The organism is Asaia krungthepensis NRIC 0535 (assembly GCF_025995175.1).
In the GTDB taxonomy this organism is placed as follows: Bacteria; Pseudomonadota; Alphaproteobacteria; order Acetobacterales; family Acetobacteraceae; genus Asaia; species Asaia krungthepensis.
This window is the reverse complement of sequence record NZ_BAPV01000002.1, coordinates 64,443-89,364: the sequence shown is the minus strand read 5'-3', so window position 1 is coordinate 89,364 and position 24,922 is coordinate 64,443. Positions and strand designations below refer to the sequence as shown.

Sequence of the window (24,922 nt, the reverse complement as noted above, 5' to 3'; positions counted from 1 at the left end):
GGAACCTTACTGCGCTCCGAACAGGGCGGATTTCGGGCAATTAAGGGGTCCGGGAAACGGATGCGGGACGAATGCGCGGCAGCATGTTGTGGGAGCGGAGGTGTGACATCTGTGTGTCACCGAATGCTCAAAACCTGACTTCCGAGTCATTAACCAATTGACAATGACTCGCAATTGCAAGATTGGCGACTCAGGTTTTCGTTTCCAGATGATGTGAATTCAAAACAATGCGCAGGATTATCGGTCTTGTCGTTCTTGCCACTGCAGGCGCGACGTCTCTTCCTTCAGCCATGGCGCAGGCCAGTCAGCCTGAGTCCATTCTGCGCAAAAAACCGCCCGCGATCGGGCATGAAACAGAGAAGAAAAATTCCCCCCGCCGGGAAAAAGCAGATGAGATCATCGTGGTGTCGGCCACGGGTCTTTCCCAAGCAGGGGCCACGACAAAAACGCGGACACCGATCATCGACTCCCCGCAGACGATCTCGATCGTGACGCGTGAAGAGATCGAGTTGCGCGCGTCACCGACCATTGCAGATGCGCTCTCCTATATGGCGGGCGTGCAGGCCGAGCCATCCGGTGTCGATAATCGCGTGGATGAGGTCTCGGTGCGTGGGTTCGGCGCCGGGGGGTTCTCGTCGAATAATAATTTCGTCGATGGGCTGCGTCTCCCATCCGGCGGCCAGTGGACGCGTACCTCCTTCGATCCTTTTGCATTGCAGCAGATCGAGGTCCTGAAGGGGCCCTCAGGCGCGCTTTATGGCCAGACGGCACCGGGCGGTATCGTCAATCTTACCACCAAGCGGCCAACTGAAAAGTCGCATGGTGAATTCTTTCTCCAGACCATCGGCTATACCAAGCTCGGCAACTGGCAGGGCCAGGCTTCGGGGGATGTTTCCGGCAAGCTCAATAAATCGGGAACGGTACAGGGGCGTATCGTTGCCGTGGCGCGTTATGGCGGAACGCAGGTCAATGATGTGAATAGCGGGCGCTATTACGTGTCGCCCAGCCTGACATGGAATTACGCCAAAGGGTCGAGCTGGACGCTGCTGGCGCAATATCAGCGCGATACGGGTGGATCGACTTTCCAGTTCCTGCCGATGACTGGCACACTTGTGCCGTCCAAGGGACGCTATATCCGCAATGATGAAAATATCGGTGAGCCGGACTGGAACAATTTCGATCGGACACAGGTGCTGACGGGCTCGTTCCTCGAGCACAAGTTCAGCAATATCGTCACGCTGCGCAACAACACGCGTTATACCTATCTCGATAATCTCTACCGCTCGACCGTGCTTTCGGGAGATACGCTCACAAAATGCACGGCCAGCATCAAGGGCTGCGTACCCTATCAGACCGTCAATCGTCGTGCAGTCGAAGGGCGCGGGCGTTCCCAGGGTGTCGCGACAGATACCCAGCTCGAGGTCAGGGCCAGAACGGGCATGGTGCGCCATACCCTGCTGTTCGGCACGGATTATTTCTACACCAATTGGGAAAGCTCGCGCGATCTGGTCAATTCGGCGCTTGTGCTGCCCCTGCTGAATATCTTCGATCCGGTGGCGCGTGGCACAACCGGTTATTCGGCCGGTCTGGCACCACAGGTTTATGGTGCTACGGAATCACAGCAGAATGGTCTTTATTTCCAGGACCAGATGAAGATCGAGAATCTCTACATCACAGTCGGGGGGCGTCAGGACTGGGCGCGTGACAACACGCTCAATATCCTGACCAAGAAACGCTATCTAAACGATAATGACCGTTTCACCTGGCGTGCGGGTGCCGTCTATCGCACCCGGATCGGTCTGGCGCCGTATTTCAGTTACGCTACATCATTCCAGCCTCAGGTGTCCGATCCTTCGACCGCGCTCGATAACAAGCCTTTCAAGCCAACCACGGGTGACCAGTACGAAGCAGGGCTGCGCTATCAGTATGGCAAGAGCATTTATGTGACCTTTGGCGGGTATCAGATCACCCAGCAGAATGTGACGACACCGGCGCCGAACGGCCAGCTTTGCGGCACAGCCACCTGCCTTGTGCAGACGGGCGAAATGCGCGTGCGGGGTCTCGAACTCGAAGGCCGGGCGACGCTGCCCTGGGATATGGCGGTCATTTTCACCGGGACGCGTAGTGCTGCGAAAATCACGGAATCCAATACGGCTTCGCAGATTGGCAATTATATGCCTCAGGCCCCGAAATGGATGGCCTCGCTTTTTGTCGATCAGCGCCTGCTGCATGGGCCCATGCGTGGTGCGGGTTTCGGCGGTGGTGTGCGCTATACGGGCCATTCCTATGGCGATACGGCCAATACGCTCTCCATCCCCGGCTACACGCTGTATGACATGTTCCTGCGCTATGATTTCGGCGTGGCGCGGCCCCGATATAACGGTCTCTCCTTCTCGCTCAATATGCGAAACATCGCGAACAAGCGCTTCGTGGCGACCTGTACGGCCGTTTCTGCCTGTTATTATGGGCAGGGTCGCAGCCTGACCATGCGGCTGGAATATCGCTGGTGAGCGGGCATCTGCTTTTTGCCGTTGCCGGAGGTGTGCTGGTCGTGATGGCGGGTATGGCATTCTACCTGGCGGCCCATCAGCAGCTTCTTCTGGCGCGTCGGCTGCCCCTGCGGCCCGCGGTTTTCGCCGGGATGCTTCTTCTGGTTCTGTCCATGATCGGCCTCGCGACGGCCACGAGCCCCCTTGTGGGAGTTTTCTCAAGTGCGGTCGGGTTGATGGTCGTGCTCAGCCTGTTGCCCGTCGCCGTGGCGGTCTTTCGGCGCGAGCGAAGCAGGTCATGAGGGCACAATCATGAAAGCCGCGCCCCTCACCACACGACACTGGCTGTCAAAGACGCTTGCGGCCCTGATCCCGGGTGCCGCGCTCGCTCTGGGGGTCATGGTGCTGATCGGGCATCTCTGCGGCAGCACGGGCAATCCGATGACCCTGTCCGCCCAGTTCCTGATGTGGGGGGCAGCGCTGATCTGGGTGCTCTGCCTCAGCCTGTGCTTCCTGTTTCGCTCCGGGCTTGGGGCCTGGTTCGGCTTTGGCTGGCTCGCCTGCCTCGTCTGGCTTGCCAATACGCTGCTGGCCGGTTTTGCCGCGGGAGGCAGTCCATGAAGCTGCGCGCCGATATCGTTGCGGTCTATCGCGAGGTTCATAGCTGGGTAGGCGTGGTGGCCGGGCTCTTTCTGTTCATCGCCTTTTATGCCGGGGCCATCACCATGTTCGAGCCTGCGCTTGAATCCTGGATGACACCACGCCCTGCACTGCCTCAGCCGGTTTCTCTGGAACGGACACCGGAGCTTCTCGAGAAGGCTTTCATGGCGTTTCCCCAGGCGCGCCGCCAATACTCGATCGTGGTGGCGCCTGATGCCGCGCATCCCGCCAGACTTGTATGGCCTTTGAGCGAGGGGCGGCATGGGCACGGTTCGGCGACGGTTATGATGGCGGCGCTCGATGCGCAGGGTCAGCTCGTGACCGTGACGCGCCGGCCTTCTCCCGTCGCGCAGGTGATCGATGTGATTCATCAGCGCATGGGTCTGCCTCTGCCGCATGAGACGGCCATGATCGTCATGGGGTTCATTGCGCTCGGTTATGCTCTGGCGCTGGTTTCCGGTACGCTCGTTTTCCTGCCCGCTCTGGCGCGAGGTCTCTTTGCCGTCAGGCTGGTGGGCGGTGCGCGGCGCAAATGGCTCGATCTGCATAATCTGCTCGGCTTCTGCTCCCTGCCTTTTCACATCGTCATGGCGCTGACTTCCGTGGTTTTCGCGTTCCACGACGTGATCTTCTCAGTGCAAGCGGGATTTCTGGCGGGGGAGCACCGAGGCGCCGAGCACGGTGCCCTTCAGGGGACTGTTGGCCAGGGGCATGCACGCTCCAGTCGAGAAGCCGTACACAGCGCAACGGCGGATCAGGGCAGCGCGGGGAGGGCCGTAGGGGACCGGATCGTCATCGGTTCTGCCGGGAAAGATCCTGTTTTACGAAACGGAGATAGCATTCATCACAAGGCGGCAGAAGGCGACCGGCGGGAAAGCAAGTCACATCTGTCACCTCATGATGAGGATGATAGACCCGCTATGGATGGAACCGTCTCTCATGGGAAAGGACCGACAGCGGAGGCTTCCCGTGTAATGCCGCCCGATCGCATTCTTGCGCGTATTGCCGAGATAGCCCCCGGTTTTGTTCCGGATACGCTGGATTATGCGCAGCGCAGGTCACGTGAACGTGGCGGTGCAGCACCTTCGGCGCCTGGAGGGTCTCTGACATTGCGAGTGTCGGGTCATGATGCGGCGCATGTCATGCGTGGCCCGAATAGTGGATTTGCAACGCTCGATCCGATAACGGGTGCCCTGTTGTGGAAAGACTATCTACCCGGTCAGCAATCCGCCGGGTTTGCTGCGCTGACGAGCTTCTTCGCGCTGCATTTCGGAAGTTATGGCGGTGCTCCCATACGCTGGGCCTACCTCATTCTCGGCTTTGCGGGAGCATTTCTGTTCTATACCGGGAGCAGGCTCTGGATTGCTGTGCGCCGCCGTCGCGAAAAGGCTTCAGGTCAACGGGTCGATACGCGTGGGACACTCGTACTTTCCCGCCTGACAACGGGATGCTGTACGGGGTGCATGGCTGGCATCGCCCTCATTCTCGGCGCAGGACTGGTGGCGCCCGGTTTGCTGGATGAGCAAGGAACATATCGGCTGTATCAGGGCGTATTCTGGCTGCTCATGGTACTCTCTTTCCTGCACACACGCATGGAGGGTGTCCTGCTCCGGTTCACCGGGGCGCTTCATGCCCTTCTGGCGATCATCGTGCTGTACAGAGGCGGTGGCACAGATTTTGTCACCTGGAGCGTGGTGCTGATTGCCTTGGGCCTTGCTGTCAGTTTGATCTATCTCGCGCGGCGCATGAGCAAACCATACGCCGCTTGAGCGCCCGCGCAGATAGACGGTGTTCAGAGCGACTCAAGCTTGCGCTCGACCCAGTCCCGTGCCGGGTCTCCGCCCCATAGGAGCCAGGCGATATAGCCTGCGGAGGGATCGCTGTCCGATCCCCATTCATGAGTCTTGGTGTGCTGGTCGGATTTATGACGGGCGAAAAAGCTGTGCATCGATTTGAGATCGCTTTCATCCAGATCTCTCTGCTCTGCCAGCTGTTCGGCCCGTTTCACGCCTGCCTCAGTGCCGCCCCGGTTGAATTTCTCACGCAATTTCAGACCGTGGCGTGCTGCCGAGGCCATTTCCTTGGTGGGATGAAAGCTGCTCTGCGTCATGATCCGACATCCTTATGCAGGGCGGCCGAGGGGCCTGCCCGGTGGGAAAGAAGAACTCATCCGGTTGGGGGGAAGTTGCGGAGATTTCGCGCCCGACGATGGTCCATGATCACGCAAAGGCGAGGTCTCGGATCAGGAAAAAGCATGATCTTCGTATCGGGCGGTCGGTCGGTCGGTTGGTCGGGCAGGGAGGCGTGTCCGGGATGCTGACATGAAAAAGGCCCGTACCTCGCGGTACGGGCCTTCTCCAAGGCAGAATGACGTCTCTGTCGACCTTGGTGCCAGTTCGGGGGCTCGACGCGCGCGCTGAACGCTGCCCCAGGCACCGTCATGGCGTGCAACGCGCACCGACAGGCACCGATCAATCACGCGCTGGCGGCGCTCGTCAGCATGGCGGTCAGGCGCTGCGCGAAACCTGCGGCATCGGGCAGGGTCTCGCCATCCTGAATACGGGCGACATCCAGTAGAACGCGGGCGAAATCGGCCACGCTCTCACCTTTTTCCACCCGCGCTGCGAGATCACGAATGAGCGGATGATGCGGGTTGATTTCCATGATCGGGGCTGCGGGGGGCATGCCCTGACCCGAGCGGCGCATGAGACGCTGCATCATCAGATCGGGACCGCCCTCGCTCGTGATGACCACGGCGCTGCCGACCAGACGCACAGTGCCGCGCACGTCCTTCACGTCGTCGCCAAGGGCTTCCTTGAGCGCAGGGATCAGCTTCTCGAGATCCGCAGCCTCGCCTTCCGGCGTGGGGGCTTCGAATTTCTCCAGATCGCCATGAGCCTGATTGATGGATTTCAGTGTCTTGTCTTCATAGGAAGACAGGCGATCGGGCCAGAAGCCATCTACCTGATCGGAAAGCAGCAGCACCTCGATGCCACGGGCACGGAAGCCTTCGAGCTGCGGCGAGGCGGCGAGGGCCTCAGCGTTTTCACCCGTCAGGTAATAGATCGATTCCTGACCCGGCTTCATGCGCGTCAGATAGGCATCGAGCGTGGTCGGATCGTCAGACGCCGTGGAACGGAAGCGCGACAGGGCAGCGAGCTCCTGGCGGTGCTCGGAATCCTCCCAGATGCCTTCCTTGATAATCGGGCCGAAATTTTCCCAGAACGTCCCGAAGAACACGGCATTTTCCGTATCCTTGGCGCGGTTCTTGATTTCGGTCATCACGCGCTTGGTCACGGCCTTGCGGATACGCTGCAACACGGGGGTCGATTGCAGCATTTCGCGCGAGACGTTCAGAGGCAGGTCTTCGGTGTCGACAACGCCCTTCACGAAGCGCAGCCAGGCCGGCAGAAGCTCGGCTTCATCGGTGATGAACATGCGGCGCACATGGAGATGCACCTTGCTCTCACGCGACTGCTCCATGAAGTCGAACGGACGGGCACCGGGAATGAACAGCAGCGCCGTAAATTCGGTCGTGCCTTCCGCACTCCAGTGCAGGGTCGCGTAGGGCTCGTCGAACTGATGGGCGACGTGGCGGTAGAACTCGGTGTACTGCTCTGGCGTGATGTCGGATTTCGACTTGCGCCACAGCGCCGTACCCTCATTGGCCGATTTGTCTTCCTCACCTTCACGCAGCGTGATCGGCCAGGAAATATGATCGGCCCATTTGCGGACGATCGAGCGCAGACGCCACGCATCGAGGAATTCATCGGCATCGGTTTTGACGTGCAGGATAATGTCTGTGCCGGGCTGTTCACGTGTGGCGGGCGCAATGGTGTAGGCACCCTTGCCATCGGACGACCATTGCCAGGCCTGGTCGGAGCCGGGCTGGCGCGAGATCACGTCCACCTTGTCGGCCACCATGAAGGCGGCGTAAAAGCCGACGCCAAACTGGCCGATCAGGCTGGGGCGGTCTTCCGGCTTTGCGCTGTTCAGCTTCTCGCCGAAAGCGCGCGTGCCCGAGCGTGCAATGGTGCCGAGATTGCTTGCCAGATCCTCACGGCTCATGCCCGCGCCATTATCGCTGATGGTCAGCAGGCGGGCATCCTTGTCGGGATTGATGCGAATCGCGGCATCTGCGGGCAGTGCCTTGGCAGCGTCGGTCAGCGCCTCGAAACGACGCTTGTCGGAAGCATCGGCGGCGTTGGCCACCAGCTCACGCAAAAAGATCTCGCGCTCGGAATAAAGAGCATGAACCACAAGGTCGAGCAGGCGCCCGACTTCTGCGCTGAATTCATGGCTTTCGGCGCCCTGGACCTGATCTTTTTCGGTGTTTTCGGTCATGGAGATCCCTCAAGACTGTGTTGGTGCCACAAAAGCACCGATTTGCATGGGAAAGTAGAAATGCGTCCCTGATTTTTCAAGAGAGGCGGCGGCTCAGGAAATCAGGGGATACAGGGGCAGAACGCAATCACGGGTGAGCGGGGCAAGAGGCAGGACCTGTGCCTCTTCGGGCGTCACCCAGAGCGCTTCTTCGATTTCGGCGGCAATAGAGACGGGGCCGGGCCAGAGCAGAGCGAAGAGATCGGCCCGCACGATATGGCCGGGCTCATTGGCCGCCGGGGCCTCGATCTTCCCGAGGAAACGGCACGACGTTTCATCTGGCTGAATGCCGAGTTCTTCGCCGATTTCGCGCAACAGCGCGGCCTGCGGGGTCTCGCCCGGCTCGATCTTGCCGCCGGGCTGCATGAAGGCCAGGGTGCCGCATTTGCGTACCAGCAGAAGCCTGCCCGCCCCGTCATGCAACAGGGCGGCGGCGATGGTGATGACAGACATAATCGGCCTCGGACTGCCTCAGCGAGGCGTGTCGCCCAGAATGGACAGACGGCCATCGGGCAGGCGATGCGCCTTGAGCGCCTCGTAACCCGGCACGGTGGGATGGGGCACCTCGACTTCGTGGGTATGGGTGGCTGTAATCACCACCACGCTGGCACCGGCGGCTTCTCCGGCCTTGATCCCTGCAGGGGCGTCCTCGAACACCGCGCAATTCTCCGCCTCGAAGCCCAGACGCTCTGCGCCCAGCAGGAAGCAATCGGGCGCAGGTTTGCCATTCGGCGCATCTTCCGCCGTGATCAGGATTGTCGGCAGAGGCAGCCCGGCAATTTCGATGCGCTTGAGCGCAAGCTCGCGTGAGGCCGAGGTGACGATGGCCCAGCGATCAGCGGGCAGGCTGTTCAGAAAGGCCGTGGCACCGGGGATCGGGTCGATGCCATGCGTATCCTCCAGCTCACGGCTGGTGATCCAATGCGCTTCAGCCACCGGATCGACGCCCGGCAATTTCTGACGGCGTATGGTCTCTACGGTCTGAACGCCATGGATGGTGGGGAGAAATGTCTCGACATCGAGGCCATGCTTTTGCGCCCAGAGGGTCCAGACGCGCTCTGCCGCGATGATGGAGGTGAGGATCGTGCCATCCATATCGAACAGGAAGGCATCGAAGGCTTTACCGGGAAACAAATCATGCTCGGCCAAGAGAAATCTCCGTCATGAGAACAGGTCACACAGGGCGCAGACCCTGCATGACCTGTCCAACGCAGGCAAGTTTGCGTCGGATCAAATTATACGGTTACCCCGCTGTATCGACGGCCAGACGACCCAAAGCCGGATCATCGGTGAAGAACCCGTCCAGCCCCATATCGAGATAGCGTTTGACCTCGGCAATCATGCCTTGCGGGTTGCGGGCGTTGAGTGCCCCGCCATCGCGCAGCTCCTTCGGCAGACAGTAGTTTTCCGGACGTGCCGTATAGGAGTGCACGAGAAGCCCTGCCTCATGCGCGTCGATGATCAGTGTCGTGGGTGTGCCCCATGAGCCATCGGGCTTGCGCGGGATCAGATCCGTATTGGAAGGGCCGATCACATCGGCAAACCGGCGTATGGCGCGTAGACCTTCCGGCTTCATGAAATCGCCGAAGGTTTGGGCGTCATTCTTGCCCAGCAGATCGGGCGGTGTCTGGCCGGGCTCGCCCATCAGGAACATGATTCGTGCCTGCGGGTTGATCGCGCGCGTCTTGTCGCCGATCGCCTTCAGATTGGTTGTTTCGAAAGACTGAAGCTCCAGAGGGGCCTGACGGGTGTATTCATGCGCCGCGATGGTGCGCAGGAACGCGGTTTCCGGGTCCAGACCGAGGCTGTGGAAATGGGTGGAATTCTTGATTTCGGGAATAAGCCCGAACACCTTGCCGCGCGCGGCAGACTCACCGGCCACAAAATCGATGACCTCCTCAAAGGTCGGCACATCGAAATGCCCGTCATAGCGCGTGTTATGAGGGCGAAGCTGGGGCAGGCGCTCTTTTGCCCTCAGAGTCTTGAGTTCCGCCAGGGTGAAATCGGTGGTGAACCAGCCCGTCTCTTTCTGGCCATCTATGGTCAGGCTGCGCTTGCGGGCGGCAAATTCCGGACGGGAAGCGACATCAGTAGTATCGGCGATATTGCTCTCATGACGCACGATCAGCACGCCGTCCTTTGTCACGACCAGATCAGGCTCGATGTAATCGGCACCGTCTTCCATGGCCTTGGCGTAGGAGGCCAGGGTGTGTTCGGGGCGCAGGGCGGAGGCGCCGCGATGCGCGAAAACAAGCGGCTTGGGCGCCAGAGAGGGGGCAGCGAAAGCGCGCGGTGTCAGAGCAGGGGCGCAGATCCCGGCGAGGCCGAGAAAGAGGGTGTGACGACGTGACAGCAAATCAGCTCTCCTGAAGCCTGTCCCCGTCATGACCCGGCCGGGAAGAGGCGGTGTGACGACAGGAGCGATGCTGCCCGACCGGGTGGCAGATGGCGCTCCTGTTTTCTGGTCGCGGCTTTATGCCGCCTTCGGACCGAACCGGATTACCAGGTGGCGCTCAGGGTCAGGAAATACATGCGCGGCGCGATGGGGAAGGCGGTGAACTGGTTGGAGACCTGGTTCACATTGACCGTGGACCAGCCCTTGGTGTTGGTCAGGTTGGTGATATTACCCTGAACGCGCAAGGCCGGAATATGGGGAATGCCGTGAATGGTATAGCCCGCATTCATGCTGAACTGTGCGGTGGGCGAGGCCCAGAGGTCGTTGGTATAGGTGGTGTAGCGCTTGCCCATCACGTCACCGATGAACTGGCCGTAGAAATTGCCCCAGTTGGTGGTGGCAACGAATTTTTCGGTCCAGTCCGGCTGACCGGCGACGTTGCGTCCGGCGATGCGGATGGTGGAGGTGCCGGAGTTGTAATTGTCGTTATAGACCGACTTGTTATAGCTCAGCCCGTTATAGAGCGAGAAATGCGGTCCGAACTGCGCGGTGAAGGAGAAATCCATACCGTCTGTCGTGACCGAACCCACATTGGCAAGCGTAGTGGCCGAGCCGATGATGGAAGACAACGACTGCGTGGTGGCGATGGCGACCAGACGGTTCGAGAAATGCACGTGGTAGTATTCGGCCTGTGCGGAGATATCGGTGAGTGGTCCGAGATTCACATGGTGATGGGTACGCAGGCCGGTTTCATAGGTCCATGAGGTCTCGACCTTGCCATGCTTCTTGAAATCCTCGAACGCAGCCTGGCTGGTGGCGCCCCAAGGTGTGGCGTTGCCATAGCCAGCGTCCTGATACGAGCGCATGTTTTCCTGGATATTGGCGAACCACTGCTCGTTGGGCGTGATATTCCACAAAGCGCCGAAAGAGGGCAGGAACGGCTTGACCGCGGCGATCGTGCCGCCCGGTACGGTCACGGCTGTTGCCGGTGAAAGCGATCCTGGCTTGCCAGCTACGGGCAGGGTGCCGTTTGTGTAGACCAGCTCGGATTTGAAGCCTGCCGAGAGGGTAAAGTTTTTCGTCACCCGCCAGCTATCCTGCAGATGAGTGGTAAAGGTGTTGGTATAGAAATAGTTCGTGTACTGCTTGATCAGTGCGTCCTGCTGGCGGTCATAGGGCGTGGTCGGGTTGTTTGCATCCAGCGGATACCAGCGACGGGCCTGGGTGTTATTGTTGCGCTCGTACCAGCCCCCGACCTCGAGGTCGTGATGGCCGAGCTTGTAGCGCAGCGTCGTGAGCAGGCCGCCGCGGTTATCCCAGTATTCGGTCGTGCGTGTGGCATAACCCGAGCCGCCGAATACATTGCTGAGCTGGCTGGCGCTCTGGTTCGGGAAATACGCGCCGAATAGCGTGGGCAGACCTGCCGCCGTGATCGGCCCGGCCACCACGCCCTCACCCAGATTGTGATGATAATAGAACTTGTTGTCCCAATGCAGGTTGGCGTTGAAATCATGCTGCCAGCCCAGATAGGTCAGGAAATCCTCACGCTGCGCTGCGGAGTAGTAATTGCGGTAATTCAGCCCGGCATTCTTGTAGGCGGCAGAGTTCAGATAGGATTTGGCGTAGTTGAAATCGGGGTAGGTGAAGGGACGCACATAGGTGCCGTAGCCATTGGGCAGCACGATGCCGTCTTCATTGGGTTCGACCTTGTCGGACCAGTCGAAGAAATAGGTGATTTTGTCCTTGCTGCCCTTGTGCACGAATTTCGCATTGACCTGATTGCCGCCCTGATGACCGGCGAAATCCCAGGCACGGGCATCCTGACGGGCCCATGAGATATAGGCCGAATTGCCGTTGCCGAAATTGCCGGTATCGAAGCGGGCAAAGGTACGGAAGGTCGAGAAACTGCCGAAGGTCTGGTCGAGCTGACCGCCCATTTTCTGCTTGGGATCGAGCGAGGAGAACAGCAGCGTGCCGCCGAGATTGGAGGTCGAGGCCGTGCCAAGGGCGCCGGAGCCGGTTGCGACCGTGGCATTGCCCACGTTTTCACTGATCACGGCGCGCTGGGGCGAGAGACCGTTGTAATTGCCATAGGCCTGATCGCCCAGCGGAATGCCATCGAGCGTATAGCCCAGCTGGTTCTGGTTGAAGCCATGGATAAAGAGCGAGGAATTCTGCTCGTTATTGCCCCAGGGATCGGCATTGTTGAACACGACGCCCGGCAAAATCTGCAGCGCCTTGAGGGGGCTGACCCCGGGCAGGATGCGCTGGAGCTGAGTATGGCCCACGCTCTGCTCAGAGCGAGTACGGCGCGCAGTGGCGATGACTTCTTCGGCCGGGGCGTTGGAGACCAGAGCCTTCGCCTTGCGTGATGGGCCGTGCGCCTGAACTTGTGAGGCGGGCGCTGTATTCTGATGGACGGGAAGCTTCGCTTCTGCGGCCTGGACGGTGGCGCTCATCAGGGCAAGGGGGGAGCAGAAGAGAGACAGCGTGAGAGCGCGGCGCTGCTTGCGAAGCTTCATCAGTGAATTTTCCTTTAAGGCGGGCTGGAACGCGGCGCACCCTATTCGGAGAGTTCGTTACGGTGTGTGAATCTTCCATGATCGAGTTGTGAAGGATTGATGAAATATCAAAGCTCACACGAAGCATCTGGGGCGATATCGCGTGGAGGCGATCTGTGTTCGTTACTTGAGAGCGGTGAAGCCGATACTGTTGCCTCTTGCTTCTCGCAGGGTAGTGGCGCCGCTCTTTTTTTCCGATGCCCACAAGCGTGACGTCTTGGAAAAAGCGGTCACGTAGCGCGGGCTTCCCTTGCACCGGGTTCAGCCGTCCGCGCGATCATGTCCATGGCGGCATTGGGTCTTGGCGTTGAAATCGCGTCCGTTGCAAAGGCTTGGCCGCGCGTCATCGGAGCGGTGATGCTTTCCTTGCCGACGCTGGGCGTTATGAGCTTCGGTCGGGTGGGGCTGCTGAGGCTTCTGTAAGCACCCCGGCCATGGCTCGATCATGAAGCTCGAGCCGGGCAAGCGGGCTGGAGATGCCTCCGGGAGCGTAACTTCCCGAAGAGACGTCGAGAGCAGGTCATATCCTGTGGCCGGTAATAAAAAAGGCCGCCCGGATACCGGGCGGCCTCGTTTACTGATTGTCCCGGGGAGGGGAAATCAGAAGCGGTATTCGATACCGGCACCGACCACGGTCGGGTCGAGCGAGTCATGGGCCTTGATGAAGGCGCCCGACCCACGGTCATTCGCCCATGCATGCATGCGCAGGAACATCTGCTTGGCATCCATGTTGAAGAACCAGTTGCCGACCAGCTGATAATCGAAGCCGACATTGACCGACGGGCCGCCCGTCACGCCGACATTGAGCTTCTGCACAAGGCCACCGGCGGGGGACACGTTATGGAACCATGCCAGCGTTGCACCCACGCCCACATAGGGGTTGAAGCGCTTATGCGGGCGGAAATGCCAGGCCAGCGTGATGGTGGGGGGCAGAGCCCAGGCGCTACCGACATCGATATTGCCAAGCGGCGTACCCTTGGCAGCCACTTCATGGCGGGTGCTGGCTGCAATCAGGTCGATCGAGATATTATCGGTGAAGAAATACTCGAACGTCAGTTCCGGCATGACCTGGTTGGTGGTCTTCACGTGACCCGGAATAGCCGAGCCATTCAGCCAGAGCTTGCTGTCACGATCTTCCGGAATGACGCCGAGAGCCGACAGACGCACGATGAAATCGCCCTTGCCAAGACCGATCTTGGTGCTCGAGCAGGTCTTGAACAGGCCGCAATCATCGCTTGCGGGAGCGCGGGGTGCCGCCATGGCCTGGGCCTGAGGGGCCAGAACCATGTTGGTGGAAACGGGCGCATTCACGACCGGAGCGTTCTGCGCCTGAGCGGCAGGAGCCGCAACGGCGGCGGCGACAAAGCCGGTCAGCAGCGCGCTTGAGATTTTGAAAGAAGTCTTCATCGACGTCATCCGTTATTAAACAGTGACGTTCTCTCACCATGCGTTATGATGCACCGCCTTGATCCATGTCAAAGCGGTGACACTGAAGTGTTCGACCGTGGGGATTTGGCCACAGTATATGACTTAATGTTAACGAACCAAGAATAAGAATAAAAAAAGAGGACCGAGTTCGTCATGGATGCTCAGACCAGGGATAGTATCAGCATGCTCGGATCTTGCGGCAATTGCGGACAATGCCTTCACTGCGAGGCGCGACCACGGAGCATTTGTTCCGTGATCGATCCGGATGACATGTCGCGACTGGCGCAATACTCTCATCGTCTGGCCGTGATGGCGGGCAAGACGTTCATCCAGGAAGGCGAGCCCGCCAATGATTTCTTCATCGTTACTTCAGGCCACGTCAAGATCTTCGCCCTGATGCCCGACGGGCGACGTCAGATCACGGGCTTTGCCCAGAGTGGCGACTTTCTGGGACTGGCGAGCGGCGCTACTTACGGCTTCAGCGCCGAGGCACTCGGACCGCTTGCCTTATGCCGCTTTTCCCGCACCGGTCTGAATATCCTCAAGCGTGAGTTCCCCGATATCGAGCACCGATTGATGGAGGAAGCGTCGCGTGAACTCGTGCAGGCCCAGAAGCGCATGCTTCTTTTGGGGCGCAAGACGGCGCGCGAACGTCTGGCGAGTTTCCTGCTTGAGCAACATCATCGCTCTCCCACGAGGGAAATCGTCATCAATCTGCCCATGAGCCGCACCGGGATCGCCGATTATCTCGGTCTCACGATCGAGACAGTCAGCCGTACGCTCAATGCCCTGCAGCGCGAGAAACTGATAGCCATCACCCAGGTGACGCAGATCACGCTTTTGAACCTGCCAGCACTGGAAACTCTGGCTCGCGGCGGATGAGGGCGCAGCGGGTGTGAGACGCTGCCCGATCATGCCCAATTGATGCCTTGACGAAGCCATGATGACGGGGGAGAGAGGACACTTTCCCGCGAGAGCCTCACCCTTCAGGAGCTAGAGATCATGGACCGTTTCATCATACGTGGCGGCAGGCGTCTTGAAGGCGAGATCGTGATCGGCGGCGCCAAGAATGCCGGTCTCAAGCTCATGGTCGCGGGGCTTCTGACATCCGAGCGTCTCATCCTGTCGAATGTCCCCAAGATTGCCGATATCGAGACCATGCAGACCCTGCTGCGTCAGCATGGCATTGCGGTTGAGCCGGTCGATGCAGAAGGGCGGACCCTGTCGATCGGTGGCCCGATCACCTCGGTCGAAGCGCCTTATGATATCGTTTCCAAGATGCGCGCCTCGATTCTCGTGCTTGGTCCGCTTCTGGCGCGCGCTCATGAAGCGCGTGTTTCGCTGCCTGGTGGCTGTGCCATCGGAACGCGCCCTGTCGATCTGCATCTGAAGGGGCTCGAGACGCTTGGGGCGACCATCCGTCTCGAGAATGGCTATATCAATGCCAGCGCGCCGGGCGGTCTGGTGGGCGATCGTATCGTCCTGCCTTTTGCCTCGGTTGGCGCGACCGAGAACCTGCTCATGGCGGCCACCCTGGCCAAGGGACGTACCGAGATCGTCAATGCGGCGCGTGAGCCCGAGATCAGCGATCTGGTCGAGTGCCTGAATCGTATGGGCGCACGCATCGCCGGGGCAGGGACAGGGACTCTGGTCATTGATGGTGTCGAGGCGCTGACCGGCGCCCAGCATGCCATCATGGCCGATCGCATCGAATGCGGCACCTATGCCTGCGCTGCCGGTATCACGGGAGGCGATCTGCGTCTGATCGGGGGCCGCGTGCGCGATCTGGGCGCCGTTGTGCGTACGCTCGAGGAAGCCGGTGTCGAGGTGCTGGAGGAGGAAAACGCTATCCGCGTGCGTCGTACGGGCGCACTCAAAGGCGTGGACATCATGACCGAGCCTTACCCCGGCTTCCCCACAGACATGCAGGCCCAGTTCATGGCCATGCTCGCCGTGGCCGAAGGCGCGTCGATGGTGACAGAGACGATTTTCGAGAACCGATTCATGCATGTGCCGGAACTCAACCGCATGGGCGCGCGAATCAATGTTCACGGCTCGTCGGCCATTATTCGCGGCGTGGATCACCTTTCCGGCGCTCCCGTCATGGCAACCGATCTGCGCGCCTCGTTCTCGCTGATTCTTGCCGGACTCGGCGCGCAGGGTGAGACGTCACTGAGCCGCATCTATCACCTCGACCGTGGTTACGAGGCTGTCGATCGCAAGCTTTCTGCCGTTGGCGCCGATATCGAGCGTATACGCGAGTAGGATTGGTCGGGTGGGCGAGGGACTGGGGCTCTGCCCCATGCCCCGCCAAAGGACGGTCGTTTTCTGGAAACCGGTTGGTCGCAGGCGGGATAAGGGACGCCGTTCCGCTCAGATATGTCAGGCGGAATCTGATGAGGGATTTCCGAAAGGTAAAATCCATCATGGAAGAGCGGCCTTACATTCAGTCCCTCGGATAACCATCCGGCCCGGAAAGTCCGGATGGGGAGTTCGTCCTCTTCCAAAGATGAAGCCTGTTTCCCCGTATAATCCCCGTCAAACCCAAGTCATGATCGGCGGGGTTGGCGCTTAATGATCCGCCCCAAGGTCTATCGCCCTTGAGGCTTTCATTCCCCGTGAGAGGGGGGAGAGGGGCAAGGCTTCGTCTGGAATGTAGGGCGTTGCCCCAATCCACGCTCCTTGAAGAGCTCTATGGACCGAGGCTGCTGAAAGCGCGCCCTTACCAATAAATCTCCCCCCAACACGGACTATGGCTCCGCTCAGCGGCCTCTGATGGCCTCAGCGGTGCGCAGGCTGAGCGCCATGATGGCAAGGGCCGGGTTGGCGGCTGTGGCACTCGGAAAGATCGAGTGATCGCTGATCCACAGATTCGCAATATCGTGGCTTCGCCCATGGGGATCGACCACGGAATGATCGGGATCGCTGCCCATACGGCAGGTGCCGATCATGTGTGCGGCGCGGTCCATCGCCCAGATATCCTTGGCCCCCGCAGCTTCCCAGATGGCGGTCATGGTCCGGGCCATATGCTCGTGCATGGCCTGCTCGTTCGGGCCGTAGCTGAAGGTTATTTTGGGCTTGGGTACGCCAGCCCGCCCTTTCTCATCGGACAGGATGACGAGATTGTCGTCATTGGGCAGACAGTCGCCATGGGCGCCGAGACCCGCCATATAGTTGTAGCCGCGCAGGTATTTTGTAAGAGAATCACCCCACAGGCCGCGCCCGCGCGCGACGCCGGTCGCCCAGGTCAGTGGCATCATTCCCAGGGACTGAATCAGATAACCTCCAGCAAAATCGGCGTTTGCCGGGCGCATCATGTCTTCGGTGATGGTGAGTGATGGATAGCCCTTGTTCGGGCGGATGATCTCGTCGAAGGTCCCCCAGACCTGCGTGGAGATGTGAGCCATGTAATTGCGCCCGACCTGCCCGCTGCGATTGGCGAGACCGGTGTGCAGAAGGAGCCTCGCGGTCTCGACCGCGCCTGCCGCCAGCACGAGATGGGCGCAGCGCTGCAGACGATCCTGTCCGTTTTCACGGTAGACCACACCTGTGACGAGGCCGGCGCTGTCTCGTTCGATCCCGTGGACAAAGCAATTGGGCCGGATTTCTGCGCCCGCCGAAACGGCAAGGGGGAGATAGGTGACGTCGGTCCCTGACTTTGCCCCGTTACGGCATCCCTGATGACAGGCGCCGCAGCCTGTGCAGGCCTTGCGATCACCCCAATCACGCGTGATCAGCGCTGTGGGGCCATCGGCGTTGCGAATGCCGAGTGCATCGCAGCCGCGGGCCATGGCCTGGGCTGCGCCATTACGCTCTGGCGGCGGATAGGCGTAGCGGCGCTCAGTATCCCAGGGATAGGATGCCGGTCCTGACACACCGATTTCGCGTTCGACGCGCTCGATATAGGGCAATAATGTCCCGAAATCGAACGGCCAGTCCACGCCCTTTCCTGTCTCGGTGTGGAGCTTCATGTCCCGTGCGTCGATACGCGGCATGAAAGCTCCAAAATGAAGCATGGAACCGCCCACACCGGTGCCGCTATTATTGCCGCCAAAGGCCATGGGGTTCGCGCCGCCGGAGAGGCGTTCTTCCAGCCAGTAGATTTCGGAAGCCGTGGCCTCGTCCGGTGTATGCTGTTTCGGGTCAAAGCGTGGCCCGGCTTCAAGAGCCACGACTTTCATGCCGGACCGTGCAAGTTCTGCCAGAAGGGGGGCGCCGCCGGCACCCGTGCCGACCACGACGACATCGACGATCTCGTTATCGGCGAAACGACGCGTTTTCATGGTCTGATCCCTTTTGCAGCAGGTTCCCAGCTTTCCTCGACGCCCTCACCCATGGCGGAAAAACCCTGGAAGAACCCGTCGCCACCGTTGAAAATGGCATCGATGCCAAGCTGGGCCTGAACGGCAGGATGGCTGATGAAGATCTGCACACAATCTGCCCTCAGGTCGGCAAACCAGGCGCGCATCTGGGTGGCGTCAAGCTTTTCGGTGGCGAGACCGCCCTCCGCCATGGTGTGGATCATGCTGTCCTGATCCCCGGGTGCCAGAGCATCGAAGCCCTTTCCTGTGTTTTGGCGCGCCTGTGTATCCAGCCCGGTCAGGGCGAGCTCGTAAGCTTCCCGGTCGGGAGGCAAGGAGGCAAATCGCCAGCCATCTCCTGCCGTTCCCAGTCTTGCATCGATACGGGCAGCGAGGTTGATGCTGGCATCGCTCAGAACTGCACCCTGGGGCAGGACTCTGGATGTGAGCGCGACAAGCACATTGTGAGCCTCAGGGGAGAGATGACGCGGCTTGTAATCAGCATCGCTGGTCTGGGCCCGCTCTTCCATGATCTGTCGGGTACGGCCCGATATACGGTCGGAGTCGAGGAGAGCCAGATAATCCGGGTCGATGGCAGGGGGGAGAGATGTCTGGCTCATGGTGCGTTCCCAAAACCGTGATGACGCCTCTAACATGCCCGGACCGGCGAAAGTTGCCAAGCGGCCCCTCCCGTCAAGTTATTGAGAATGCTTCTCAAAATCGAGAAAGGACACGTGCCGAGAGTTGGGTGTCTCCTTAGCCCGTCGTCGTCTCGTACTCATCAGACTAAGTTTCTCAGGGCATTGTCCATCGGCCGGGTGTCTCAATGCGCTTTGTCAGCGCAGGGTAGTGCGATGAGGGGTCTTTGCGGGGCGCTGCCCCACTCCCCGGAAAGGGGCTAGCCCCTTTCAACCCGCTTTGATCGAGCCGAACTTCGATTTGCGAATACCCCGAGGAAGGGTATCGGGCGAGGCCCTGTACAGATAGTTTCTTGTGAGAAAAATGTTTGCAGGGCTTTGCCCGACTTCCCGAAAGAGATCAATTTCCTCGATTCCGTCCTGTTCAAACAGGTTTCCAAAGGACGACCGTCCTTTGGTGGGGTATGGGGCAAAGCCCCATGCCACCGTGCCCGAACGGCCGGAACCGGGTTCTCAAAGGCGCGGCGTGGTAACGCCGCGCTGCTTCATGTATTTGCCCGCGCGATCGGCGTAGCTGACTTCGCAGGGGGAAGCGCCCTGGAAGAACAGGAACTGGCAGATTCCTTCATTGGCATAGATACGAGCGGGCAGTTTGGTGGTGTTGCTGATCTCGATGGTGACCTGACCCTCCCATTCGGGTTCAAGCGGGGTCACGTTCACGATGATGCCGCAGCGGGCATAGGTCGACTTGCCCAGGCAGACTACCAGGACATCGCGCGGGATGCGAAAATACTCGACCGTATGGGCCAGGGCAAAGCTGTTGGGTGGGATTGTGATGTCGCCCGTCCGCGTCACGAAGCTGTTGGCTGCAAACTGCTTCGGATCCACGACAGCATTGTCGACATCGGTGAAGATCTTGAAATCCTCGCCGACACGGGCGTCATAGCCATAGGAAGACAGACCGTAGGAAATCACGCCCTCGCGCTTCTGGGCCTCGACGAAGGGCTCGATCATGCCCTTTTCCTGAGCCATCTGACGGATCCAGCTATCTGGCATGATGGGCATGGCGTTACTTCCGGTGGGTGAGGGGGAAAGAGGTTTGCAGGTCTAGCCGTGTGGGCGTTTCTCTGCAAACCGGAGAGGGAAGGCTCAGGCGATATGGGTCAGGAACACGACCTTGGAGCCGCCGCCTTCGACAAGGGTCTTGATGGCGTTGTTGAATACCTTACCGTGCTCCATGCCGATATGAGTCTTGAAGGCCTCTTCATCGCGGTAGGTTTCTTCAACATGGAAGAAATCGGGGTCTTCCTCGAGCGTATACACGACGAAGCGCTCATTGCCGGGCTCGCTGCGGACATCGTCGGCCAGAGCCGTGAGCAGACGGGCGATTTCCTCACGCTTGCCGGGCAGGGCGCGCATGGTCGCATAGAGAACCTTGGACATTGGATAATCCTTTCAGGAGGAGGCGGACTCTTCGCGCACGGGCGATGAGTCCTGGTCTTCCGGGGCCTTGACCGCCCGGTTGCGGACCTGGGCCTTGCGGCGCAGCAGATTGGCACGCAGGGCTGCGGCTTCACGGGCCAGACGCTTGTCGAGATCGGCCTGGGCCTTCTCGGTCAGGGTCGGGACGGGGCGTTGCGGTGTGGTCATTGGTCAGGGTCCCGAAACTGGTCTGCCAGGCAGGTACCGAGCAGCTCATCATAGACGGCGAGGGTGGCCGATTGCATCTGCCGGGTGGTGTAGTTTTCCGCAATGTGATGACGCGCGGTTTCTGCCAGAAGATCGCGTGCGCCATCGGAAAGCGTCAGAATCTGGTGGAGCGCCTCGGCGAGGGCAGCGGCATCGTCCGGTGGGACCAGGATGCCGGTCCGGTATGGGAGCACTGTCTCCATCGCACCGCCCTGCGCTGAAACCACAACGGGACGTCCCATGGCCTGGGCCTCGATGACGACACGACCGAAGGGTTCCGGGCGCAGAGAGGGCACGGCGACGACGTCGGCCAGCGCATAGGCAGCGGGCATGTCCTGACAGAGCCCGGCAAAGCGCAGGCGCTCGCTCAGGCCCAGGCGCCGGGCGGTTGCCTCGATTTCCTGCACATAGGTGTCACCGGGATCGGCCGGACCGACAAGCACGGCGAGCCATGGGCCGGGCATGATCGTTTGGAGGAGTGCCATAGCGCGCAGCAGGAGCAACTGGCCTTTCCACCGGGTCAGTCGGCCAGGCAACATGATCACCGGCGTGCCGGGGGCCACCTGCCATTTTTCTGCCAGAGCCTGTATCCGCGCGCCGTTGATCAGGTCAGGGTCGAAGCGTGCCATGTCGGCACCGCGGGGAATCAGACGGAGCCGGTCTTCTCCCACGCGGTAATCCTCACGCAGGCGCGTGGCGATATAAGTGCTGATGGCAATCACGCGCGCGCCCCGCGCGAGCACGGAATTATAGCGCTTCTTGCCGGGGAAACTGGCCTTGTGGACGCCATGCCATGTGGTCACGAGGGGGGTGCGGGTGCGCCTTGTTGCGCGCCAGGCCGCCCATGCAGGGGCGCGAGAGCGCGCATGGACAAGATCGATCCCCTCGGCACGGATAATCTCTGCGAGAGCACGGCTGTTACGCAAAATGGCAATCGGAGATTTTTGCCCAAGGGGCAACTCGATATGAATCGCGCCCACGGAAAGCAGACGGGGCAGGAGCGCCCCTGTCGCTCCCGCCACAAAGGCACGGCCTCCGGCAGCCACGATAGCCTCGGCCATCTCGACTGTGCCCTGCTCGATCCCCCCCATGCCCAGGGCAGGGAGAACCTGAAGAATATGAGGGCGGTGGCGCGACATAGGTTGCCGGTAGCATGAAGCGCCCGCCTCAGGGAGAGGAAAGAACCCCCGATGGCGAAAAACCCCCGCCCCCGTGCCTTAAATGCTCATGTGACCTCTGGAGGGGCGAACGGATCTGCCTCGCGCAGGAACACCACTGTCTCATGGAGGCATGGCAGAACCGGTCTGTACCGGTCAGGCACTGTTTCTGCGCTTCTGCAGCAGGTTTCTGTCTGCCTTGGAGGCCGAACATGCGCAGAGGGCGGGTTGACGTGCTCGGGGGGGGCAAGCGCCGGCCTGAAGGGGCGATGGTAGAGGCCGCAATACGAGTAATGTGCTTGGGATGACGATATCCATGCCGCTTGACACTCAGTCAGGCTGTTGCGCGAAGTATATTTCTGGTGGACGGCAAAAACAAAGGGCCGGGGGTAAAACCCCCGGCCCTTCGGTATTCTTCGGTCGAGATACGGCGCGAAGCGCTATCAGTGCTTGGTGTCGGCCTCATCGGGGAGAGCATAGACCACCAGCTGGTCGGTCACAGGGGTCATCATGAAGTGATGGCCCCCGGCCATGATGGCGACATACTGCTTGCCGTTGACCTCATAGGTCATCGGATTGGCCTGACCGCCACCCGGCAGCACATCGGACCAGACATCCTTGCCTGTCTTGATGTCGATGGCGCGGATCTGGTTGTCGGTTGCTGCTGCCACGAAAACCAGCCCGCCCTTTGTGACGACAGAGCCGCCATTATTGGGGGTACCGATATTGAGCGGCAGACCCGTCGGCATGTTCCATGGGCCATTGGCGCGTGCGGTACCGAGCGGACGCGACCACAGGACCTTCTTGGTCTTGATGTCGATGGCCTCGATCATGCCATAGGGCGGCTTGTTGCACATCATGCCCGTGTAGTGGTTCCAGAACGGAGTCACCACGATGCCATAAGGTGTATCGGCCTGGGCGCCATTGCCTTCGGCGCCGCCGCCAGCGGGATTGTAGCTGGGGTTGTCGATGGGCTTCAGACCCAGCGCATCGGCCTTTTTACGGGTGATGAGCTGATCGTACATCGGGGTGGAGTTCCAGTTGGCGATGACGATGCCCGATTCAGGGTCATAGGCCATGCTGCCCCAGTCACTGCCACCGTTATAGCCGGGATACTCGATATTCGGCTTGTCCGTGGAAGGCGGGGTGAACTCGCCGACATAACGGGCCTTGCGGTACATGATGCGGCAATAGAGCTGGTCGATGGGTGACATGCCCCACATGTCGCTTTCCTTCAGATCAGGAAAGGCAAGGCGCGGGAAAGCGTCGGACCAGGGCTGCGTCGGACTGCGCGGATCATCTGCCATGGTGCTGGCGGGAGCAGGCTTTTCGACAACCGGGAATTCCGGAAGGGGCTTGCCCGTCGCGCGGTCGAGCACGAAGGTCTGGCCACGCTTGGTGGGCACCAGCAGGGCAGGTGTCACGGTACCATCGGCATGATGATAGTCGAATTTGGTGGCCTGGGAACCGATATCGTAATCCCAGACATCCTTGTGGGCGGTCTGGAATACCCAGCGCGGCTCACCGGTCTTGACGTCGATCGCGACGATGGAGGACGAAACGGCGTTCTCCTTGTCGGTGCGCATGGCGCTGTAGTAGTCGGCGGCCGAATTGCCGGTCGGGACATAGACAAGGCCGAGCTCGTTATCGCCCGTCATGGCTGCCCAGGAATTGGGCGTACCACGGCTGTAGAACTTGCCGGGTTCGGGCTGGTGGTGGTTGTCGGGATTGTTCACGTCCCAGGCCCAGACGAACTTGCCGCTCTCCGCGTCATAGCCGCGGATCACGCCGGAGGGCGCCCAGCGACGCTGTCCGTCGAGCACTTCATGATTGACCACCACGACGCCATTGATGACCGGGGGCGGGGTTGTCATGGATACGAAGCCGGGAACGGATTCACCCATGCCCTGCATCAGGTTGACCTGACCGCCAAAGCCGAAGCCCTCGCACAGCTTGCCCGTCTCGGCATCGACCTGGATCAGGCGCATGTCGAGCGTGGCTTCCATGATGCGGTTATGGCAGGGCTGTCCCTCGGGAACGGTGGAAGAGGTGTAATAGGTGACGCCCTTGCACGCGGCGGTGTAGGGGATGGAGTGGTATTTCACCCCGGCATCATGTCGCCAGATTTCCTTGCCGGTGGCCGCATCGATACGCATCATGTCGTTCATGGCCGAACACATGTAGAGCGAGTTGCCCACCTTGATCGGCGTGGTTTCGGCGGCCCATTTATTGGCCTGACCCGGACCCGGCTTGCTGCCCGTATGATACACGAAGGCGCGCTTGAGCTTGCCCACATTATCCGGTGTCAGCTGCTCCAGGGGCGAATAGCGGCTCTGGTTGGAATCGCGGCCATAGGCGGGCCAGTCTTCACGCGCCGGGGTGCTGTCGATCTGCGGCACGGCGGCGGGGACGTCGGCAATGCCGATCTCGGAGATGTCCGGGAGGTTGGCGGCATTCACGCCCGGTGCCTGCGGGGCCGATGGCGCCGGTCCACCGAACCGACCGGGGCCCTGGCTGTGGGCTTCGGCAGGAGACGTATGGTCTTCACCCGGGGTCGAGTTCGAGGGCGGGATCTGCGCGAGTGCGACCGAGGCAGAGAGGAGGCCACCGAGCATGGTGGCGGTCAGAAGGGCTGGTCTACGCATCAGACGGCTCCGCGGGAAACTGGACGAACCGTATCCTGACGACGCAGGACAGGCAGGCTGAGCACGACGAGAATGGCGATCAGCGTCGGGCCGAAGAGGCGTGGCAGCCAGCCCCACCAGTCGAAACCGCATTCGGCAATGGTCCAGACCAGCGTGCCGGCCCAGGCGAGAAGGAAAAGATAGGCACCCAATAGGCGACCCATGGCCATGAAGAGGCCCGAGGCCAGCAGGACGATGCCGCAGATCAGGTAATAGGCGGAGCCACCGAGGCTGAGCAGATAGCCGCCACCGCCAACGAAGATCAGTCCGAACAGGACGATGAAGATGGCGAGAGCCAAAGTCGCCCAGTCGCCGGCGCGTCTGGGTCTGGTACGAGCTGTCATGAAACCTCCTTGAGACGAGTTTCAGCCTTTACCCGCATTCGAAAGAGAACAGGATAACACATATCAGTGAAAATTATGTTACCGTACCGAATTGGTCTCTTATGCTGAACCTTGCCATGCGGGGCTGAAAAGCCCGGTCCCGGCGGAATTGCGGGGGCCGATCATCCTCTCGGGGTTTATCGCTCGGGACGCC

General features: G+C 60.4%; 21 protein-coding genes. 6 read left to right on the top strand and 15 right to left on the bottom strand.

What is annotated here, in order from left to right; all coding sequences use genetic code 11:
* Positions 1–227: 227 nt before the first annotated feature.
* From AA0535_RS01110 to AA0535_RS01095, 4 genes are read left to right on the top strand one after another with little or no spacing between them, the layout of a single operon-like run.
* Positions 228–2,510: a TonB-dependent siderophore receptor gene (locus AA0535_RS01110; protein WP_264814036.1), complete on the top strand. Its 2,283-nt coding sequence runs from the start codon at positions 228–230 to the stop codon at positions 2,508–2,510.
* On the top strand, positions 2,507–2,791 hold the full coding sequence (locus AA0535_RS01105) for a hypothetical protein (RefSeq protein ID WP_264814035.1): 285 nt from the start codon (positions 2,507–2,509) through the stop codon (positions 2,789–2,791). The genes AA0535_RS01110 and AA0535_RS01105 overlap by 4 nt, the downstream gene beginning before the upstream one ends.
* A gap of 10 nt (positions 2,792–2,801) precedes the next feature.
* Positions 2,802–3,110 (top strand): hypothetical protein, encoded by a 309-nt coding sequence (locus AA0535_RS01100; protein WP_264814034.1) that lies wholly within the window; start codon positions 2,802–2,804, stop codon positions 3,108–3,110.
* Positions 3,107–4,918: a PepSY-associated TM helix domain-containing protein gene (locus AA0535_RS01095; protein WP_264814033.1), complete on the top strand. Its 1,812-nt coding sequence runs from the start codon at positions 3,107–3,109 to the stop codon at positions 4,916–4,918. Before AA0535_RS01100 ends, AA0535_RS01095 begins: the two co-directional genes overlap by 4 nt.
* 23 nt (positions 4,919–4,941) lie before the next feature.
* Here the strand turns inward: AA0535_RS01095 and AA0535_RS01090 are convergent, their stop codons facing one another.
* The 7 genes from AA0535_RS01090 to AA0535_RS01060 all read right to left on the bottom strand — a co-directional run bounded on the left by AA0535_RS01090 (position 4,942) and on the right by AA0535_RS01060 (position 13,895).
* Positions 4,942–5,259 carry a hypothetical protein gene (locus tag AA0535_RS01090; RefSeq protein ID WP_264814032.1) on the bottom strand — a complete coding sequence of 106 codons (318 nt, stop codon included), beginning with the start codon at positions 5,257–5,259 and terminating at the stop codon, positions 4,942–4,944.
* 365 nt (positions 5,260–5,624) lie between these two features.
* Positions 5,625–7,493 (bottom strand): molecular chaperone HtpG, encoded by a 1,869-nt coding sequence (gene htpG, locus AA0535_RS01085; protein ID WP_264814031.1) that lies wholly within the window; start codon positions 7,491–7,493, stop codon positions 5,625–5,627.
* A gap of 93 nt (positions 7,494–7,586) precedes the next feature.
* Positions 7,587–7,985 (bottom strand): NUDIX hydrolase, encoded by a 399-nt coding sequence (locus AA0535_RS01080; RefSeq protein ID WP_264814030.1) that lies wholly within the window; start codon positions 7,983–7,985, stop codon positions 7,587–7,589.
* 18 nt (positions 7,986–8,003) lie between these two features.
* Positions 8,004–8,681, bottom strand: a complete 678-nt coding sequence (locus AA0535_RS01075) for an HAD-IA family hydrolase (protein WP_264814029.1) — start codon at positions 8,679–8,681, stop codon at positions 8,004–8,006.
* Positions 8,682–8,775: 94 nt separating this feature from the next.
* Positions 8,776–9,888: a glycerophosphodiester phosphodiesterase family protein gene (locus AA0535_RS01070; protein ID WP_264814028.1), complete on the bottom strand. Its 1,113-nt coding sequence runs from the start codon at positions 9,886–9,888 to the stop codon at positions 8,776–8,778.
* A gap of 143 nt (positions 9,889–10,031) precedes the next feature.
* Positions 10,032–12,449: a TonB-dependent receptor gene (locus AA0535_RS01065; RefSeq protein WP_264814027.1), complete on the bottom strand. Its 2,418-nt coding sequence runs from the start codon at positions 12,447–12,449 to the stop codon at positions 10,032–10,034.
* A gap of 639 nt (positions 12,450–13,088) precedes the next feature.
* On the bottom strand, positions 13,089–13,895 hold the full coding sequence (locus AA0535_RS01060; RefSeq protein WP_264814026.1) for an OmpW/AlkL family protein: 807 nt from the start codon (positions 13,893–13,895) through the stop codon (positions 13,089–13,091).
* A 273-nt stretch (positions 13,896–14,168) separates the two neighbouring features.
* Between AA0535_RS01060 and AA0535_RS01055 the strand changes: the two genes are divergently transcribed.
* Together AA0535_RS01055 and murA are read left to right on the top strand one after the other, a co-directional pair.
* Positions 14,169–14,798, top strand: coding sequence for a Crp/Fnr family transcriptional regulator (locus tag AA0535_RS01055; protein ID WP_264814025.1), 630 nt, complete (start codon positions 14,169–14,171; stop codon positions 14,796–14,798).
* Positions 14,799–14,918: 120 nt separating this feature from the next.
* A complete protein-coding gene (gene murA / locus AA0535_RS01050; protein WP_264814024.1) occupies positions 14,919–16,181 on the top strand; it encodes a UDP-N-acetylglucosamine 1-carboxyvinyltransferase in 1,263 nt (420 codons plus the stop codon).
* Positions 16,182–16,678: 497 nt separating this feature from the next.
* Here the strand turns inward: murA and AA0535_RS01045 are convergent, their stop codons facing one another.
* From AA0535_RS01045 to AA0535_RS01010, 8 genes are all read right to left on the bottom strand, one after another.
* Complete coding sequence (locus AA0535_RS01045) at positions 16,679–18,199, bottom strand: GMC family oxidoreductase (protein ID WP_264814023.1); 1,521 nt, start codon at positions 18,197–18,199, stop codon at positions 16,679–16,681.
* The gene (locus tag AA0535_RS01040; protein ID WP_264814022.1) at positions 18,196–18,837 is read right to left on the bottom strand and encodes a gluconate 2-dehydrogenase subunit 3 family protein; all 642 of its coding nucleotides are present in this window, start codon (positions 18,835–18,837) and stop codon (positions 18,196–18,198) included. Before AA0535_RS01040 ends, AA0535_RS01045 begins: the two co-directional genes overlap by 4 nt.
* 531 nt (positions 18,838–19,368) lie before the next feature.
* On the bottom strand, positions 19,369–19,920 hold the full coding sequence (gene dcd / locus AA0535_RS01035; RefSeq protein ID WP_264814021.1) for a dCTP deaminase: 552 nt from the start codon (positions 19,918–19,920) through the stop codon (positions 19,369–19,371).
* Between the two features lie 84 nt (positions 19,921–20,004).
* Entirely contained in the window at positions 20,005–20,298 is a 294-nt protein-coding gene (locus AA0535_RS01030; RefSeq protein ID WP_264814020.1) for a putative quinol monooxygenase, read from the bottom strand.
* Positions 20,299–20,310: 12 nt separating this feature from the next.
* Positions 20,311–20,505 (bottom strand): hypothetical protein, encoded by a 195-nt coding sequence (locus AA0535_RS01025; RefSeq protein WP_264814018.1) that lies wholly within the window; start codon positions 20,503–20,505, stop codon positions 20,311–20,313.
* The gene (locus tag AA0535_RS01020; protein ID WP_264814017.1) at positions 20,502–21,683 is read right to left on the bottom strand and encodes a glycosyltransferase; all 1,182 of its coding nucleotides are present in this window, start codon (positions 21,681–21,683) and stop codon (positions 20,502–20,504) included. Before AA0535_RS01020 ends, AA0535_RS01025 begins: the two co-directional genes overlap by 4 nt.
* Before the next feature lie 461 nt (positions 21,684–22,144).
* Positions 22,145–24,346 (bottom strand): pyrroloquinoline quinone-dependent dehydrogenase, encoded by a 2,202-nt coding sequence (locus AA0535_RS01015; protein WP_264814016.1) that lies wholly within the window; start codon positions 24,344–24,346, stop codon positions 22,145–22,147.
* Positions 24,346–24,729, bottom strand: a complete 384-nt coding sequence (locus AA0535_RS01010; protein WP_264814015.1) for a glycerol dehydrogenase — start codon at positions 24,727–24,729, stop codon at positions 24,346–24,348. Before AA0535_RS01010 ends, AA0535_RS01015 begins: the two co-directional genes overlap by 1 nt.
* Positions 24,730–24,922: the final 193 nt, after the last annotated feature.